The sequence below is a fragment of the Ruminococcus sp. B05 genome (genome assembly GCF_003628495.1).
GTDB classification, from domain to species: Bacteria; Bacillota; Clostridia; order Lachnospirales; family Lachnospiraceae; genus Schaedlerella; species Schaedlerella hominis.
In genome coordinates this window covers 199,308-216,354 of record NZ_RBZR01000001.1, presented here as the reverse complement: position 1 = coordinate 216,354, position 17,047 = coordinate 199,308, and the positions used below count along the sequence as shown (strand labels likewise).

The window sequence follows — 17,047 nt, the reverse complement described above, 5'->3', positions numbered from 1 at the left end:
GCAAGGTCTTACTATGATTTGCTGGTTCTCCCACTGACATAGTAATTCCAATATATATTCTTCCCGTTCCAGCTTGGAATTAACTCTTGTTCATTCTATGTCATCTGCTTCTCTTTGCTTTCCATGATCATTCCTCACTTGTTTTCTGTGTATCTATACATACCGCATGAACTGCGAATCGTTTGCTGCTATCATCATTATGGAATGCACCTATACTTCCACCTCAAATGGTAGAAGATACAGAATATCTTTCTGTACATCAATCCCCGGATAAACCTCTATCAGTTTCAGTCCCTTCGGTGTCAGGCGAAATACGCAGCGTTCTGTCACGTAAAGCACCTTCTGACCATTTGCAATTGCACGTCCGGCTGAAAAACTGATACTCTTGACTTGATCCACGAATTTAGGAATTGTCCCTTCCTTCTCAACCGTTACAATTCCTTTTGTCTGTGAAACCTCAAGACCTTTTGCAGTAAAACTAAAACAGAAAACAACTGTCGGTGTCTTAGATGTGATATTCGCAAATCCTCCGATTCCTGCAAATGCTCCCGGTCCACGATGTGCATTAACATTTCCTTCTTTATCTACTTCAAGAGCACCCATAAAGCAGACATCCAATCCGCCATTGTCATAAAGATCGAACTGGTTTGCCATATCATAGACAGATGCCGCACCAATCATTGCTCCAAATGCCTCACCAGAAACTGGAAAACCGCCGATTCCTCCTGACTCAACCGTCAATGTCACCATGTCAAGCATTCCACTCTTTCTTGCAAAACGTGAAACCATCTCCGGAATACCGATTCCAATATTTACAATATCATCCACTCGCAATTCCTTTGATGCACGTTTTCCGATTATATTCGCTACTGTATTATTCTTTGACTGCTTCACTGAAACTAAATCCAAACGTTCACTCCATGTATTCCATTCTTCATATGGAATCTCAAAGCTTCCGGTTAATGCTGTATAAGCTTCATTTCTTGTTTCTGGTTCTACTACAACAATTGCATCTACCAGACATCCCGGAATAATTGCATTTCTCGGTCGTGACGGAGTATCAACCAAACGGTCTACCTGAACAATCACCTTTCCACGATTTGCCTTAACTGCCTGACAAATAGACAACGCATCACCCGACATAAACATATCATCAAAAGTGATATTTCCCTTTCTGTCTGCCGCTGTTCCTTTAATCAATGCAATATTAATCTTTGGCAATTTATAATAAAGGAATTCCTCCCCATCCACTTCCACATGCTTAACCAACGAATCATCAATTGAGATTCTATTAATTCCGGGTCCTTCTTTTCTTGGATCCACAAAAATGTCCAGACCAACCTTTGAGAGTGCGCCAGGAAGCCCGCCTGCCTGAGCACGAATAGCGTGTGAAATACATCCAAGTGGCAAGTTATATGCTTCAAACCGGTCTTCTAAAACAAGTTTTTTTGTACTTAACATTGCCCCAAAATGCCCGCAAATAAGCTTGTCTACGGCTCCTTCTCTGATATACCCTTCCGCATTATGTTCATCATCCCAGACACCAAATCCGGCACTGGAAATCATTGTCAGATGTGTTGGTGACTGCATCTTCTGATATCTTCTATAAATTGCCTCGTGAAGTTCAATTGGATTCTCTATTCCAACAAATGAATTCACGCAGATACAGTCTCCGTCCCGAATCAGCCGGATTGCCTCATCGGCAGTCATTATTTCATACATGATGTAATTTCTCCTTATCCCAAATATTCTTACCGTTCATTATACACTATCTCAGGAAATCAATCATCATAAATTTACAAGAAAGGCTCCCAGCTGATTGCCTTCAACCAGCTGGGAGCCTTTCTTATAATATTCTTTTACGTAATTTAATTATGGCATAATTGAATTTGCACCATCTACAATTACGCTCTGACCTGAATAATAGCATGAATCTGGTCCTGCAAGGAATGCGATGACTGGAGCAATATCAATTTCAGGGTCTCCAAAACGTTTCATAGGATTTAAGTTTACCTGTTTTGCATATTCCTCCGGGAATTTCTCAGCCCATGCTTTTGCTGCAGGTGATTCTGCTCCTGGGAGTACGATATTTACACAGATTCCATACTGTCCCCATTCTTTTGCTGCAATCTTAGTCATACCTCGTAATGCTTCTTTATTAGAGCCATACGCTAACTGTCCAGCTATACCAAACATACCTGTTGCCGAAGCAAAGTTGATCACTCTTCCTTCGTGCTGTTCTTTCATATAAGGAAATGCTGCCTGCATATAGTTAAGAGAACCAATCACACCACTTTCCCAGGCTTTAAGCATATTGTCATATGTAGTATCCTCAACTGAAGCCGATGGAACGATTGCCTGTGCATTGTTTACAATAACATCTACTGTTCCATATGTATCAGCTGCTGCTTTAACAACTTCTTCTACTCTTGCTCTGTCTGCTGAGTCACAAGACATAGCGAAGCCTTCTCCACCAAGCTCTTTAATCTCAGCGATTGTCTGCTCGATTGGTTCAAGACGTCGTCCTGTCGCAATAATCTTTACTCCCCTCTTTGCAAGACAAAGTGCAATTCCTTTTCCAATTCCCTGTCCGGCTCCTGTTACGATAGCCACTTTTTCATTTAACTGTTTCATCTCAAAATCCTCCTATACGTACAATACTCAATAGGACAATTATAACATTTTTTGTTGATTATGCAATAGACTTTTTATGAAAAGAATATTTCTTTTATAGATTTTTACCAACTTTATAAAATTCTATCGTTCTCCATTTCATATAGCATATCTGCAACGTTCATTGTGGATACTCTGTGGGATACCAGGACAGCCGTTTTCATCCATTTTTTATTTCTTTTATCATTTCAACGTTTTTATATATTCTTTCTGCTTGGGAGTTATCCGATAACTCTCTACGCACTTTTGTATTGTTTTGTTATGTGTCCACACATCCAATTGTCTTTCCTCTAGAAACGGAATCACCTGTTCATACTGCTTTGCCAATGCTGTAGCAAAATACCATGCACGCATCATATTTACGTAATATTCTTCTGAACGGATTTCTGCAACCTTCCTGGCATATTCTATCCGGAATGTATCCTCAAGATAATATCTCATCAACATACCGATAGCAAATCGAATTGTATATGTATGTTCTGATTCAAGCCACTGATAGATTTTCTTTATAAATATATCCAAATGTTTCTTGACAACTTTCATTGCAAGCATATCGCACGTTGCCCAATTATCTATATATGGCAGAAAATATTCTAATTCATCCAGAGCACTATCATATTCTTTGATTTGCTCTATCAATAATCCATGCAAATTATTCTCTTCATAATATTGATGTGGAAGCACTGTTAAAAAAATTCTTGCTTTCTCTGTTTTTCCATATTCTTTTGCAAATGTCCGTAACTGCGGAGTTCTCACTCCTATGATTTTGTTCTTATCAATATTCGGCATCAGTCCTGCATGGAAATCCCTGTATTTTAAATCCTGCATCTCAAAAAGTTGCTCTTCCACTTCTTTAATTACCCATTCCTGTTCCAAATTTTTTACCTTCTTTTCACATTTTTCAAAGAAAAATAATCTATTAAAAAGTGTTATTACTTTCTAATAGATTATCTTTTTACTATTCTGGATACTCTACACCCTCCGGCAGTTCATCCCATTCATTTAATCCAAGATGCTGCTTAAACTTTGCCTGCTCCAAAGTCAGTTTTGGTAAATCATCTTCCAGATATTCCATCAATTCTCTGATTCCCTCACGAGTTACGTTATTTACTTCAAAAATCCGCTCGCATCCGGCATTTTCCATCCATTGTCTTACCATAGGAATGTTTGCATACGGCGAGTCAACTTTTGTAATAATTCCGATTAATGGACGTTGGATAAAAGAGCGACCTCCCGGTCCAAACAAATTAAACGGCTCATCCGCAGCTTGTACCATTGCGATTACATCTGCTTCAAATGAAAAACATGCCAATCCTACACTAAAATGCTTAGACTCTGCATACTCTCCCGGAGAATCAATCGTGTCATCTTCTGTGTTCGTATATTGTGTTTTAATATAGTGAAGTTCTTCCCCCTTCAATGCCTGTGTCAAAGAGGTTTTTCCTGCTTCACTTCTACCCATTAAAAATATTTTTTTCATCTTTTCACCTGATTCTCTTACTTTTTTAGCTTCGGTATACTTCGCAAGTTGCAAAGCCTAACTCTTCTTTAAAAAAGCGGACGACTTCCCCTACCGCAGTCTCTACTTCTGATAAACGACCAAGCAAGATTAATGTTCCACAAAATCGATCCATAAACCCGATTTCAACATGTGCACTCTTCATCGCCACATCAGCAGCCACTACAACAGCTTCCCATGGTGTAAATCGAAGAAGTCCTATTGTCTCTCCATTATGATCTTCACCTTGATGCACCCCGATATGTAAGCCAAGATTCTGATAAATGCATGGATCTGCCGGATTTAAGACATGCGCCATACAAACTTCTCTTCCCGGAACACGAACACGTGTCATGCGAAGCCGTTTTCCTTTCAAATCTTGATAATCATCATGGAACAGTTTTTCTAACAGTTCCTCTTTTGTCATTCGAGCCATTGCTGCACTTCCTATCTCTTTGTAATATTGCAGACTACATATCCAAGAGAATCTCTAAAATAATCTACAATTTCTGTCAATGCTGATGTCACATCAGAAATTTCTCCGGTAATGATCAAAGTCCCGGTAAAACGATCTGCAAATCCCAAATATACATTTCCACTTTTTACTGCGATATCTGATGCAATAACTGCAGACTCCGGTGGTGTCATATTCATAATTCCAATTGCAGATGAACGATAATCCACCTGTGGATTCAATCCTAATTTCTGATAAATAATTGGTGACGGACCTCCCATCACATGTGCAAATGTAATTTCCTTTCCACATACAGTTTCCTGTACGATACGAATCTGTTCTTCATGCTCATTTGCCATCTCTTTGTACCTCTCCTTCTTAATTCTTTCATACACATTTTCTATCTAATTGCTGTTTTACAAGGTGAATGTTTATTTATTTGATTCTTCTCGAAGCCCCAATATACCTTCTACCAGAATCTTTACATCATCAAAAATATAATCAAATGCACCTGCCTGACACATATTGATTATAACCATTCCGATTGGCACTGCAACGATCATTCCTATCACGCTGCTCACACGATATCCGATATACAATAAAATCAATGTGACCAGAGGATTAAGCCCGACACTATCTGCTACCAATTTAGGCTGTAATAATTGTCTGGATACCTGGGTGATCGCATAAATTACGATTAACATAATAGCCATTGTATAATTACCCATAAAGAATTTATATACTGCCCATGGAATCATCGCTGTTCCTGTTCCGAAGAATGGAAGAAAATCCAAAAATGCTATAAAAAACGCAACAAGAACAAAATAGTTAATCCTAAGCATTGCAAAACCAACAGCTAATATTAAGAATACAATCCCCATTATTTTAAACTGGGCTTTAAAATATCCTCCTACCGCATATCGCAGATTATCCATAACCAGTTTCATCCTCTTCTCTACCGATGGCGGCGCAATCTTACATAACCATTGTATCACATCTTCACGCTGTACGGTAAAAAAATATGAAGACATCAATGCCATAATTAAGTATATCACATATGAAGGTAATTTTTTAGCGAAATTGCCTGCTGCTTCCATTGTTGGTTCGCTTGCTTTTTTCACTAAATCCCCCATCATCTGATCCAGATTCACTATCGCTGTATTCCAACCATCCTGCACGCTTTCCGGAAGGCGTGAGAATAAACCTGATAATGTTCCTCCTATCTGGCGCAATCCGCTTTCTAACTGACTATACAGATCAGGTACGTTTTGTATCAAATCTCCAATTTCAAGTATTAATCTGCTGATTGCAAAATAAAATATGGCTACAATAATCGCAATAACCACGATTACAACTAATGCGGATCCCAATTTTTTTACTATATTAAATTTCTTTTCCAGCCAATTTACTACCGGCACCGCAATCGATGCAATACACCATCCAACTACAAATGGCATAAAAAACAAAACGGCTTTTACTCCAATAAATATAAATGCAACCGTCGCTAATATGCTAAATAATAAGCTTACTGCCACTTGCCAATACGGGCGTTTCTTTTCCATACAGACACGTCACCTCGTTTTCATAATCTGCTATTATCTGCCCCTTGTTGCTCTATCACACTTGTTTTCATTAATTTATCTTATTCTTCTGTCTCTTCCTCATTGCCAAGATATTCTGTCTCCACAAGTTCCCAAATTTCATCCCGGCCTTGTTTTGTTACAGAAGAAAATGGAATAATCTTTGTTCCCGGAACTAAATTCAATCCCGTCTTTACCATTTTCACATGTTTCTGAACCTGACTTCTTTTCAATTTATCTAACTTTGTGGCAATAATAATCGGTTCAAAGCCCTGTTCAACAATCCAATCATACATCATCTTATCATTTGCAGATGGGTCATGACGGATATCTATCAACAAAAATACTGCTCTTAACTGTTTTGAACCGTGAAGATATCTTTCAATTAATTTTCCCCATTCGATTTTGTCTTTCTCGGAAACCTTCGCATAACCATATCCCGGAAGGTCCACAAGATACATTTCTTCATTGATATTATAAAAATTAATCGTCTGCGTTTTTCCTGGCGTTGCAGAAATTCTTGCATAAGATTTTCTGTTCATCAACGCATTAATCAAGGAAGATTTACCAACATTTGATTTACCTGCAAATGCAATCTCTGGCAGTTCATTTTCCGGGAGTTTACTTGTAATACCACATACTGTTTCCAGGTTAATATTTTTAATTACCATAACGTTCTCCTATATCATTTTTCTGTTTTACACCAATGCTTCTTTCAATACTTCATCCATAGATTCTACCGGAATAATTTCTAAGCCTTTTGTTATTTCAGAACTTAGTTCCTCCACGTCCACTTGATTTTCTTTTGGAACAAGCACAGTCTTAATTCCGGCATTCTTTGCAGCAAGTAATTTTTCTTTCAGTCCACCAATTGGAAGTACTCTTCCCCTTAAGGTGATTTCTCCTGTCATTGCCAGATCTGCACGTACCTTTCTTGCTGTAATTGCAGATAAAATAGCTGTTGCCATTGTAATTCCCGCTGAAGGACCATCTTTTGGCACTGCGCCTTCCGGAATATGTACATGAATGTCGTGTTTTTCAAAGAAATCTGCAGCAATCTCGTATTTTTCACTAACTGAACGAATATAACTGATTCCTGCCCCAGCCGATTCTTTCATTACATCTCCAAGCTGTCCTGTCAAGGCAATCTCCCCTTTTCCAGGCATTACATTTACTTCTATTTGAAGTGTATCTCCACCGACACTGGTCCATGCAAGCCCTCGCACAATACCAACTTCATCCACTGGATTTGCCATCTGATATTTATACTTCTCTTTGCCAAGATATTTATGCAGATTCTTCTCTGTCACTGATATTTTCTTTTTATCCGTCGTAAGGATTTCTTTTGCTGTCTTTCTGCAAATATTGCCGATTTCACGCTCCATCTGTCTGACTCCGGCTTCCTTTGTATAATTTTCAGCAATCTTCCAGATCGCTCGTTTGCTGATTGATAATGTATCTGAAGTCAATCCATGTTTCTCTAACTGTTTTGGAATCAAATGTTCTTCCGCAATATGAAGTTTTTCGTTCTCTGTATAGCTACTGATTTCAATAATTTCCATTCTGTCTAACAATGGACGTGGTATCGTCTGAAGTGAGTTTGCCGTAGCAATAAACAGTACTTCTGACAAATCTAATGGCACTTCCATGTAATGATCCTGAAATTTACTATTCTGCTCGCTATCTAATACTTCAAGTAATGCAGAAAATGTATCTCCTTTATAGTCTGAACTGACTTTATCAATTTCATCCAGCAACATAACCGGATTTTTGACACCTGCAGTTTTTAAACCGTTCGCAATTCTACCAGGCATTGCTCCAACATAAGTTCTTCGATGACCACGGATTTCTGCCTCATCACGAACACCCCCAAGTGAAATCCGCACATAAGGTTTCTGAAGTGCTCTTGCAAGTGATCTTGCAATGGAAGTCTTTCCTGTTCCCGGAGGTCCAACCAAACAAAGTATCGGGCTTTCACCTTTTTTTGTCAATGTCCGCACCGCCAGAAACTCTAATACTCTTTCCTTTACTTGTTCAAGTCCATAATGATCTGTATCTAATATTTTTTCCGCATAAGCCAAATCAGTATTTTCTTTCACTGTCTTATTCCACGGCATTTCCAACAGTGTTTCAATATATGTGCGTATAACACCAATTTCTGCCGGAGAATTCATAGAGCTTTTGAATCTTTTGATTTCTTTAAATAATTTTTCTTTCACTTCTTTCGGTGCATTCAATTTCTTCGTTGCTGATTCAAATTCTTCTGCATCTGAAATTGTGGAATCTTCGCCAAGCTCTTCTCTGATTAACTTTAATTGTTCTCTTAAAATATACTCTCGCTGATGCTTATCTACACGTTCTTTTACTTTTGCACGTATCTCATCTTTAATCGCAATAATCTGTATTTCGTTTACAAGCTTAAAACACAGTGTCTCATAACGTTGCTCAAATTCTGTTTGATTTAAAATATCCTGAAGCTCCATATATGGCAATGGGACATTTGCAGCAATCTCATCCACCAGTTTTTTTACATCTTGAATCTCTAAAATCCCTCCGATGGATTCTTTTGAAAATTTACCATTCTTTGCAGCGTATTCTACAAAAATGTCTTTCAATCCTCGTAACATGGCCTGATCATCCAAAGTTTCAGGCATAGCTTCGTCATCTTCTATTATTTCTACTTCCGCCTGTAAATAAGGTGCATCATCACTCATATTTATCAAACGGCCCCGCACCTCACCTTCTACAAGTACACGCATTATTTGCTTTGGTAATTTCATAATTTGTTTTACTGTTGCAATTGTACCTATTTCAAATACGTCTTCTTGCGTCGGTTTCTCTGTTTCTATACTTTTTTGTGAAACCAGAAAAATTTTCTGTTCCTCTGCCATTGCCTCCTGCACAGCTTGGATAGAACTTTCTCTACTCACATCAAAATGCACTATCATCCCCGGCATAATGGTAAGCCCTCGAAGTGGTACCATAGGAAGATTTAATCTTTGATCTGCCATCTTAATATCTCCTTCTATGTATCTCTATTTATAAACCAATATCTGGTAATTTTCGTCTTTATTATAACTCTCATCTATATAAAAAGGAAGCGGATACCCAGTGTTCGCCCAGTTACCCGCCTCTCGTTATCTTTTTGCAGCCAAGCTGCTAAATTCTGATTCATCTGTCGTTGCCAGAACCAACATACATACAACAATATTATGCACTTTCAGATGTCAAAAATGACTGACGCTCTTCTCCGTCACGTTGATACAACGGCTTGCTTTTTCCATTAACAACATCTTTTGTGATTCTGCATTCTTTAATGGTTTCATCTGATGGAACTTTAAACATTGTATCCATCATAATGTCTTCCATAATTGCACGCAGACCTCTGGCTCCTGTTTTTCTAGCCATTGATGTTTCCGCAATTGCATTCAGAGCCTCACGATCAAATTCCAAATTCACACCATCCAGCTCCAGTAATTTCTGATACTGTTTAACAATAGAATTCTTCGGTTCTGTCATGATACGAACCAATGCTTTCTGATCAAGCATATCTAATGAAACTGTAATTGGTAATCTACCTACCAATTCTGGAATTAAACCAAACTTTGTTAAATCCTGCGGTAAAATCTGCTTCAGCAAGACATCTACATCATATTCATGCTGTAATGCAATCTCAGCATTAAATCCAATGGATTTTTTATCCAGACGAGTCTCAATGATCTTCTCAATTCCTTCAAATGCTCCGCCACAAATAAAAAGTATATTTGTAGTATCAATTTGAATCAATTCCTGATGAGGATGTTTTCTTCCTCCCTGTGGTGGTACAGAAGCAACTGTTCCCTCAATAATCTTTAAGAGTGCCTGCTGTACTCCCTCTCCCGATACATCTCGGGTAATTGACGGATTTTCAGATTTTCTTGTAATCTTATCAATCTCATCAATATAAATAATTCCATGCTCTGCACGCTCAATATCTCCATCCGCTGCCTGAATGACTTTGAGAAGAATATTCTCAACGTCTTCTCCAACATATCCGGCCTCTGTCAATGCAGTTGCATCTGCTATTGCAAATGGAACATTTAATATTTTTGCAAGGGTCTGTGCAAGAAGTGTCTTTCCACACCCAGTTGGTCCGAGCATTAAAATATTACTCTTTTGAAGTTCTACTCCTAAATCCTGACCTGCCATAATCCTCTTATAATGATTATAAACAGATACTGCCAGCACTTTTTTCGCCTCATCCTGACCAATTACATAATCATCCAAAAACGCCTTAATTTCTTCCGGTGTTAAAAGATTAATATCAGAGAATCTGTTTCTCTCTTCATATTCAAATTCTTCTTCGATAATCTCAGAACAAACTTCAACACACTCATCACAGATGTAGGAGCCATTTGGACCTGCAATTAACTTGCGTACCTGGTTCTGTGTTTTATTACAGAAAGAACATCTGACTGTATCATCACCGATTTTTCCTGCCATACTACTCTCACCTCATATTGCACTCACTTCTTAGTGATTTGCAATTACTTCATCAATTAATCCATATTCTTTCGCTGCCTGTGCAGACATAAAGTTATCTCTTTCTGTATCTTTCTGAATAACTTCTAATGGCTGTCCTGTATTGGCTGCCAAAATCTCATTTAATTTCTGACGTGTGCGCAAAATATGTTCTGCGGCAATCTGAATCTCTGTTGCCTGTCCCTGCGCTCCGCCTGATGGCTGATGGATCATAATCTCTGCATTTGGAAGTGCAAAACGTTTTCCTTTTGTACCTCCCGAAAGAAGAAATGAACCCATACTTGCAGCCATACCGATACATACTGTAGATACATCACATTTGATATACTGCATTGTATCATAAATTGCCATCCCGGCTGTCACAGATCCACCTGGACTGTTGATATACAGCTGGATGTCTTTATTTGGATCATCTGCTTCCAGGAAAAGAAGCTGTGCCACAATAATATTTGCAGACACATCTGTTACTTCTTCTCCCAGAAAGATAATTCTATCTTTTAACAATCTAGAATAGATGTCGTAGGAGCGTTCTCCTCGGCTTGTCTGTTCAATGACATATGGTACTAAACTCATAAGACTGTCAGCTCCCTTCTATATTCGCATCTTAGCCTTCTACTGATGCATCTGTAATCAATGTTACAGCTTCCTGAACTGCGATATCCTCTTTCATCTGAGCAGCTTCTGCTTCTCCCATGTACTCTTTGAGTTTATCAAATTCCATCTGATATGCATCTGCCATCTTCTGGATTTCTTCATCTAAACGTTCATCAGATACTTCGATGTTCTCTGCTTTTACAATTGCTTCAAGAACAAGTCTTGTTTTGATTCTCTTAACAGCCTGTGGCTCGAACTCTTCCATCATCTTTTCCTGTGTCAGTCCTGTGAACTGGAAGTACTGCTCTACTGTCAGTCCCTGCTGCTGGATACGACGTGCAAAATCATCTGCCATCTGTCTTACCTGAAGATCGATCATTGGCTGTGGAATATCCATCTCTGCATTCTCGATTGCCTGCTCTACTGCCTGATCTTCTTTCTTTGATTTTCCTTCAGATTCTTTTCTGTCTTTGATTTTCTGTTTTACTTCTGCTCTGTATGCTTCCATTGTTTCGCACTCAGATACTTCTGATGCAAATTCATCGTCAGCTTCTGGAAGCTCTTTTGCTTTGATAGCGTGTACTGTACATTTGAATACAGCATCTTTGCCAGCAAGTTCAGCAGCCTGATACTCTTCTGGGAATGTTACTTTTACTTCAACTTCTTTGTCGATCTCAGCTCCGATCAACTGCTCTTCAAATCCTGGGATAAATGAACCAGAACCGATTGTCAGTGGATAGTCTGTTCCTTTTCCACCTTCAAATGCAACACCATCTACAAATCCTTCAAAGTCAAGTGTTACGATATCTTTATCTTCAACTGCACGATCTGTTACTTCAACAGTTCTTGCATTGCGCTCACGCTCTTTTTCAATTTCCTCGTCTACTTCTTTCTGTGTAACTCTTGTAGAATATTTGTCTACTTTAAGCCCTTTATACTCACCAAGTTTTACTTCTGGTTTTGTAGCTACTTCTGCTGTGAAAATGAAATCTTTTCCTTTTTCTAACTGTACGATATCGATAGATGGCTGTGAAACGATATCTAATTCACACTCATCATATGCTTTTCCATACGCTTCAGAGATCATCTTGTTTGCTGCTTCATCATAGAAGATTTCAGCTCCATACATTTTTTCGATCATCTGGCGTGGCACTTTACCTTTACGGAATCCTGGAATATTGATTTTTCCACGCTGTTTTAAATAAGCAGCCTGTAAAGCTTTCTCTACCTCTTCTGCTGCAACTTCGATAGTAAGTTTTGCCATGTTATGTTCTAACTTTTCTACCTGTAAACTCATCTTTACTTCCTCCTTGATTTGTATCTTCTCAGCAGACTATGCATGCTGATTGATATTCTTTTATATTCGAAGATCCTATAGATCTTAACGCATGTTGTGCCTGCTGACATTCTATTGCACAACCCTGTTCATGCGTTTTTACACGAAATGTTTATCAGCCAGTTACTAATATACATTCGCAGTCATTGAAACAGTATAGCACAAATATCCCCTTATTTCCAGTGCTTTTTGCTGTTTTCTTAGCTTTTCTTAGCTTTTTGAAAATTTTTTATACAAATAAAATAGATTCTTTTACTTCATTTGCTGCTTTTGCTCCGCATAAAACTTCTGTCAGCTTTAATGCGAATGGAATTGCTGCTCCCATTCCCCTGCTTGTAACAATGTGTCCGTCTTGTACAACCGGTTCAAATACAACCTCAGCACCTGTAAGCTGCTCCTCAAATGATGGATAACAGCAAGCTCTTCTTCCTTCCAAAATTCCATACTTCCCAAGCACACTCGGAGCTGCGCATATAGCAGCTATGTTCTTCTTCTCACTATGAAAATCTTTCAAAATGTTCTGCACCCCTTTATGCTCACCCAAATGTAACGTTCCCGGCATTCCACCTGGAAGAACCAGCATATCTGCTACGCTAAAATCAGCCTCATCAAACATTTGATCTGCTTTTATGTTAATCCCATGTGCTCCCTGAATATCAATAGTATCCATAATTGAAACTGTCGAAACTTCTACTTTTGCTCTTCTCAAAATATCAACAACTGTCAAGCCTTCTATTTCTTCAAATCCGTCTGCTAAAAATACATATACTTTTTTCATTGTACCGTTCCTCCTCCACAATTCAATTTAACAGTAATATTTTAATATACTCTTTCCGAACTAACAAGAATCTTTGGCTTTTTTATTGAAATTAATCCCATTAAACCTTAAAATCATGTATATACTATAACTACACTTACTTATAAACATTAGGAGATTACCATGGAAATTGAACGAAAATATTTAATTGATGCCACAAAACTGCCTTTTTCACCTGAAGATTATCCTGCTCATCACATTGAACAAGGATATTTGTGCACGGAGCCTGTTGTACGCATCCGCAAAGATAATGAAGATTATTTTCTTACCTACAAATCAAAAGGACTGATGAGCCGGGAAGAGTATAATCTTCCACTCACTAGAGAGGCTTATGTCCACTTAAAATCTAAAGTTGATGGTCGTATTATTTCAAAAAAACGCTATGTAATTCCTTTGACACATTTTATTATGCAAAGCACCTACTCCGATTTAAAAATCGAATTAGATATTTTTTCTGAAGATTTAGAGGGGCTGGCTCTTGCAGAAGTAGAATTCTACAACGAAGAAAGTGCACTTTCTTTTGTACCTCCTGTATGGTTCGGCGAAGATGTAACATTTTCTTCTGAATACCATAACAGTAATTTAAGTCAGCGCACAATTTTGTAATCATTTGTTTACATTTTATGTTTTTGCTCATTTTTGTTGCGTATGATTCTTTCCTTATTGGAAATTGATATAATAATCATATTAATTTTCAACAAGGAGGAGCATCGTGGCGAACTTACAGCTTGCAAAAAATTTACGAAAATACCGCAAAGCACGTGGTTATACACAGGACAAACTGAGCAAGTATCTTAACATCTCACGCCAAGCTTACTCTAATTATGAAAGAGCTAATCGTGATCCGGATATTGGATTGTTAATCAGATTATGTGAGCTTTATAACGTTTCAATGGAAGAACTCATCATTAAGCCTTTTAACCAAACCTATATCATCCATGAATCAGGAGACTATCATTTTGCTATCGAAGAAAAATCTAATGATTCCATTATTTTGATGCAAGATGAGATTGATTTAATTTTAAAATATCGTGATTCTTCTTCTGACACACGTGCTATGATTCATACACTGTTAGATTCAGCAAATGTATCGCACTAGGCAAAAGAACCATAAGACTTACTTCTTTCAGGTAAATCTTATGGTTCTTTTATATCTTTAAACTATCTTTTGTATTTCATAAATCCACTGTTTTTATTCTTCTATACGGATCATATGGATGATTCCCGGGAACTCTGCTGATTTTTCTTTATAACTTCCTTCTGTCATCTCTTCCGTAACAAAGCCGAATTCGCCATTCAATCCATCTACTTTCACAATTGAAATCGGACCAAATGTGCTCTCTAAATGTGACTTCATAGCTTCAGCGTCGCCTTTGATTCGGACAAAAAATTTCTTACTCGTATTATCAAGTGGCAGAAGCTCTAACTTCTCATTCTTCCACATCGTCATGATATTACGATTCAAATGTTTTGCCTCATCAACAACATCTGCAACAACTGCACTCGCTGTTGGAAGTTTACCCGCTCCACTTCCGTAGAACATTGCATCTCCAAGAACATTTCCGTGAACAAAAATCGCATTGAATACATCATTTACATTGTAAAGAGGATGCTCTTTACGCAGTAATGCCGGAGCTACAATTGCATGCAAATGATCGCCATCTCTTTTACTTGACGCAAGTAACTTAATCGTCATTTCCATTTCTTTTGCATACATCATATCTTCTTTTGTAATATTTGTAATACCTTCTGTATAAATATCTTCAAAATCAACCTGCTGTCCTGAAATCAAAGAAGATAAAATCGCAATTTTACGACACGCATCATAGCCTTCTACATCTGCTTCCGGATTTCGTTCTGCATATCCTTTATCCTGTGCTTCTTTTAAAACTTCCGCGTAATCTGCTCCTTCATAGAACATTTTGGAAAGCATATAATTTGTTGTCCCGTTTAAAATACCTGTTATTTCTTCAATTTCATCTGCTGTCAATGAAGAGTTCAAAGGACGAATAATCGGAATTCCGCCACCAACACTTGCTTCAAACAAGAAGTTAATATTCTTATCGCGGGCAATAGACAATAATTCAGCTCCATGCTTAGCCACCAATGCTTTATTTGATGTTGCAACACTCTTTCCAGCCTGAAGGGAACGTTTTACAAATGTATATGCAGGTTCAATTCCGCCCATCACCTCAACTACGATCTGTACATCCGGATCCTCTACGATTATGTTGAAATCATGTACCAATTTTTCCTGTATCGGATCTCCAGGAAAATCTCTCAGATCCAGAACATACTTCACATTCAACTCATCCCCGATTCTTTGGTTAATCCGTTCATGATTGGTATGAATGACTTCAACTACTCCTGATCCTACTGTGCCATAACCTAATACTGCTATATTTACCATTTCATTCTCCCTTTCTTGCTATACACATCTATCATCTAATTCGCACTCAAATATGCATTAATAAACGGATCCAGATAGCCATCCATAACTGCATTCACGTTACTGATTTCTTCGTTCGTTCTGTGATCTTTTACCATTGTATATGGCTGCATAACATATGAACGAATCTGATTGCCAAATCCAATATCCTTTACTTCACCGCGGATACCTGACATCTTGTCCGCCTGCTCCTGCTGTTTCAGCAAATATAATTTTGCTTTCAACATCTGCATTGCTTTATCTTTGTTCATATGCTGTGAACGCTCATTTTGACACTGTACTACAATTCCCGTTGGCAAATGCGTAATTCGAATTGCAGAAGATGTTTTATTAATATGCTGTCCACCGGCTCCGCTGGAACGATACGTGTCAATTCGAAGATCATCATCGTTAATCTCAACTTCAATATCCTCTTGAATATCCGGAATCACGTCGCAAGATGCAAACGAAGTCTGTCGTTTACCTGCTGCATTAAATGGTGAAATACGCACAAGACGATGCACACCCTTTTCGGAGCGCAGATATCCATATGCATTTTCTCCCTGAATTTCAATTGTTACACCTTTTATTCCTGCCACATCGCCTTCCAGATAGTCAAGCACTTCTACTGAATATCCTTTTTTCTCGGCCCAACGTGTATACATACGATACAGCATACTGGCCCAGTCACAGGATTCCGTTCCGCCTGCTCCTGCATGAATCGTCAGGATTGCACTGCACTTATCGTATTCTCCTGTAAGAAGCGTCTGTATTCTCAACTCTTCAAACTCTTCTTTAAACCGCTCCAGATCCTCTTGTATCTCTTGTATCGTATCGTCATCAGGTTCTTCTTCACTCATCTCTATCAGAAGACCGATATCCTCATAATCTGTAAACATTTGTTCAATCTGTTTTACAGAATCCTGGAGTCCTCTCAAATATTTCATTGTCTGCTGAGATTCCTCCGGATTATCCCAAAATCCAGGTTCTTCAATTCTTCTTTCTAATTCTTCGATTCGTTCTTTCTTTGACGCTAAGTCAAAGTGAATCCCTCAAATCTTTCAGCGGTTCTTCATATGCTGTCAACGTCTGTTTCAACTCATCTAACAAAACCACCTTATTCACCTCTTTCATTTTTTATAATTG

17 protein-coding genes are annotated in these 17,047 nt (G+C 38.2%); 2 read left to right on the top strand and 15 right to left on the bottom strand.

The window, feature by feature from the left end; translation table 11 throughout:
• Positions 1-210: 210 nt before the first annotated feature.
• From D8Q48_RS00810 to D8Q48_RS00750, 13 genes are all read right to left on the bottom strand, one after another.
• Entirely contained in the window at positions 211-1,722 is a 1,512-nt protein-coding gene (locus D8Q48_RS00810) for a CoA-transferase (RefSeq protein ID WP_117989260.1), read from the bottom strand.
• A 150-nt stretch (positions 1,723-1,872) separates the two neighbouring features.
• Positions 1,873-2,634 (bottom strand): SDR family oxidoreductase, encoded by a 762-nt coding sequence (locus D8Q48_RS00805; RefSeq protein ID WP_121055087.1) that lies wholly within the window; start codon positions 2,632-2,634, stop codon positions 1,873-1,875.
• Positions 2,635-2,856: 222 nt separating this feature from the next.
• Entirely contained in the window at positions 2,857-3,549 is a 693-nt protein-coding gene (locus tag D8Q48_RS00800; RefSeq protein ID WP_117989262.1) for a DNA alkylation repair protein, read from the bottom strand.
• An 82-nt stretch (positions 3,550-3,631) separates the two neighbouring features.
• Entirely contained in the window at positions 3,632-4,153 is a 522-nt protein-coding gene (locus D8Q48_RS00795) for a EutP/PduV family microcompartment system protein (protein ID WP_022075561.1), read from the bottom strand.
• Positions 4,154-4,178: 25 nt separating this feature from the next.
• Positions 4,179-4,607 (bottom strand): BMC domain-containing protein, encoded by a 429-nt coding sequence (locus D8Q48_RS00790; protein ID WP_117989263.1) that lies wholly within the window; start codon positions 4,605-4,607, stop codon positions 4,179-4,181.
• Between the two features lie 11 nt (positions 4,608-4,618).
• Positions 4,619-4,984, bottom strand: coding sequence for a BMC domain-containing protein (locus tag D8Q48_RS00785; protein ID WP_022075563.1), 366 nt, complete (start codon positions 4,982-4,984; stop codon positions 4,619-4,621).
• A 72-nt stretch (positions 4,985-5,056) separates the two neighbouring features.
• Positions 5,057-6,187: a sporulation integral membrane protein YtvI gene (gene ytvI / locus D8Q48_RS00780; protein ID WP_117989264.1), complete on the bottom strand. Its 1,131-nt coding sequence runs from the start codon at positions 6,185-6,187 to the stop codon at positions 5,057-5,059.
• A gap of 80 nt (positions 6,188-6,267) precedes the next feature.
• Positions 6,268-6,876: a ribosome biogenesis GTP-binding protein YihA/YsxC gene (gene yihA, locus D8Q48_RS00775; RefSeq protein ID WP_117989265.1), complete on the bottom strand. Its 609-nt coding sequence runs from the start codon at positions 6,874-6,876 to the stop codon at positions 6,268-6,270.
• Positions 6,877-6,903: 27 nt separating this feature from the next.
• Positions 6,904-9,216 (bottom strand): endopeptidase La, encoded by a 2,313-nt coding sequence (lon, locus tag D8Q48_RS00770; protein WP_117989266.1) that lies wholly within the window; start codon positions 9,214-9,216, stop codon positions 6,904-6,906.
• Positions 9,217-9,415: 199 nt separating this feature from the next.
• Complete coding sequence (gene clpX / locus D8Q48_RS00765; RefSeq protein ID WP_117989267.1) at positions 9,416-10,687, bottom strand: ATP-dependent Clp protease ATP-binding subunit ClpX; 1,272 nt, start codon at positions 10,685-10,687, stop codon at positions 9,416-9,418.
• Between the two features lie 30 nt (positions 10,688-10,717).
• The gene (gene clpP, locus D8Q48_RS00760; protein WP_022075568.1) at positions 10,718-11,299 is read right to left on the bottom strand and encodes an ATP-dependent Clp endopeptidase proteolytic subunit ClpP; all 582 of its coding nucleotides are present in this window, start codon (positions 11,297-11,299) and stop codon (positions 10,718-10,720) included.
• 31 nt (positions 11,300-11,330) lie between these two features.
• The gene (gene tig / locus D8Q48_RS00755) at positions 11,331-12,617 is read right to left on the bottom strand and encodes a trigger factor (RefSeq protein ID WP_117989268.1); all 1,287 of its coding nucleotides are present in this window, start codon (positions 12,615-12,617) and stop codon (positions 11,331-11,333) included.
• Between the two features lie 268 nt (positions 12,618-12,885).
• On the bottom strand, positions 12,886-13,434 hold the full coding sequence (locus D8Q48_RS00750) for a DJ-1 family glyoxalase III (protein ID WP_117989269.1): 549 nt from the start codon (positions 13,432-13,434) through the stop codon (positions 12,886-12,888).
• Positions 13,435-13,596: 162 nt separating this feature from the next.
• Here D8Q48_RS00750 and D8Q48_RS00745 point away from each other — a divergent pair, with 162 nt between their 5' ends.
• Both D8Q48_RS00745 and D8Q48_RS00740 read left to right on the top strand, forming a co-directional pair.
• On the top strand, positions 13,597-14,079 hold the full coding sequence (locus D8Q48_RS00745; RefSeq protein WP_121055085.1) for a CYTH domain-containing protein: 483 nt from the start codon (positions 13,597-13,599) through the stop codon (positions 14,077-14,079).
• 106 nt (positions 14,080-14,185) lie between these two features.
• Complete coding sequence (locus tag D8Q48_RS00740; RefSeq protein ID WP_172696933.1) at positions 14,186-14,572, top strand: helix-turn-helix transcriptional regulator; 387 nt, start codon at positions 14,186-14,188, stop codon at positions 14,570-14,572.
• A 93-nt stretch (positions 14,573-14,665) separates the two neighbouring features.
• Here the strand turns inward: D8Q48_RS00740 and D8Q48_RS00735 are convergent, their stop codons facing one another.
• Positions 14,666-15,883, bottom strand: a complete 1,218-nt coding sequence (locus D8Q48_RS00735) for a homoserine dehydrogenase (RefSeq protein WP_121055084.1) — start codon at positions 15,881-15,883, stop codon at positions 14,666-14,668.
• Positions 15,884-15,918: 35 nt separating this feature from the next.
• Positions 15,919-17,017, bottom strand: a protein-coding gene (gene prfB / locus D8Q48_RS00730; RefSeq protein WP_186864988.1) for a peptide chain release factor 2 whose coding sequence is annotated in 2 segments (ribosomal slippage) — positions 15,919-16,953 and positions 16,955-17,017 — 1,098 coding nt in all. Because the reading frame shifts where the segments join, the coding sequence is not laid out codon by codon here.
• Between the last annotated feature and the right edge of the window lie 30 nt (positions 17,018-17,047).

Excerpts from the sequence above, each read along its gene's own strand:
- D8Q48_RS00810 (WP_117989260.1), bottom strand. The coding sequence starts at position 1,722 with ATGTATGAAATAATGACTGCCGATGAGGCAATCCGGCTGATTCGGGAC.
- D8Q48_RS00805 (WP_121055087.1), bottom strand. The coding sequence starts at position 2,634 with ATGAAACAGTTAAATGAAAAAGTGGCTATCGTAACAGGAGCCGGACAG.
- D8Q48_RS00795 (WP_022075561.1), bottom strand. The coding sequence starts at position 4,153 with ATGAAAAAAATATTTTTAATGGGTAGAAGTGAAGCAGGAAAAACCTCT.
- D8Q48_RS00790 (WP_117989263.1), bottom strand. The coding sequence starts at position 4,607 with ATGGCTCGAATGACAAAAGAGGAACTGTTAGAAAAACTGTTCCATGAT.
- D8Q48_RS00785 (WP_022075563.1), bottom strand. The coding sequence starts at position 4,984 with ATGGCAAATGAGCATGAAGAACAGATTCGTATCGTACAGGAAACTGTA.
- ytvI (WP_117989264.1), bottom strand. The coding sequence starts at position 6,187 with ATGGAAAAGAAACGCCCGTATTGGCAAGTGGCAGTAAGCTTATTATTT.
- yihA (WP_117989265.1), bottom strand. The coding sequence starts at position 6,876 with ATGGTAATTAAAAATATTAACCTGGAAACAGTATGTGGTATTACAAGT.
- lon (WP_117989266.1), bottom strand. The coding sequence starts at position 9,216 with ATGGCAGATCAAAGATTAAATCTTCCTATGGTACCACTTCGAGGGCTT.
- clpX (WP_117989267.1), bottom strand. The coding sequence starts at position 10,687 with ATGGCAGGAAAAATCGGTGATGATACAGTCAGATGTTCTTTCTGTAAT.
- clpP (WP_022075568.1), bottom strand. The coding sequence starts at position 11,299 with ATGAGTTTAGTACCATATGTCATTGAACAGACAAGCCGAGGAGAACGC.
- tig (WP_117989268.1), bottom strand. The coding sequence starts at position 12,617 with ATGAGTTTACAGGTAGAAAAGTTAGAACATAACATGGCAAAACTTACT.
- D8Q48_RS00750 (WP_117989269.1), bottom strand. The coding sequence starts at position 13,434 with ATGAAAAAAGTATATGTATTTTTAGCAGACGGATTTGAAGAAATAGAA.
- D8Q48_RS00745 (WP_121055085.1), top strand. The coding sequence starts at position 13,597 with ATGGAAATTGAACGAAAATATTTAATTGATGCCACAAAACTGCCTTTT.
- D8Q48_RS00735 (WP_121055084.1), bottom strand. The coding sequence starts at position 15,883 with ATGGTAAATATAGCAGTATTAGGTTATGGCACAGTAGGATCAGGAGTA.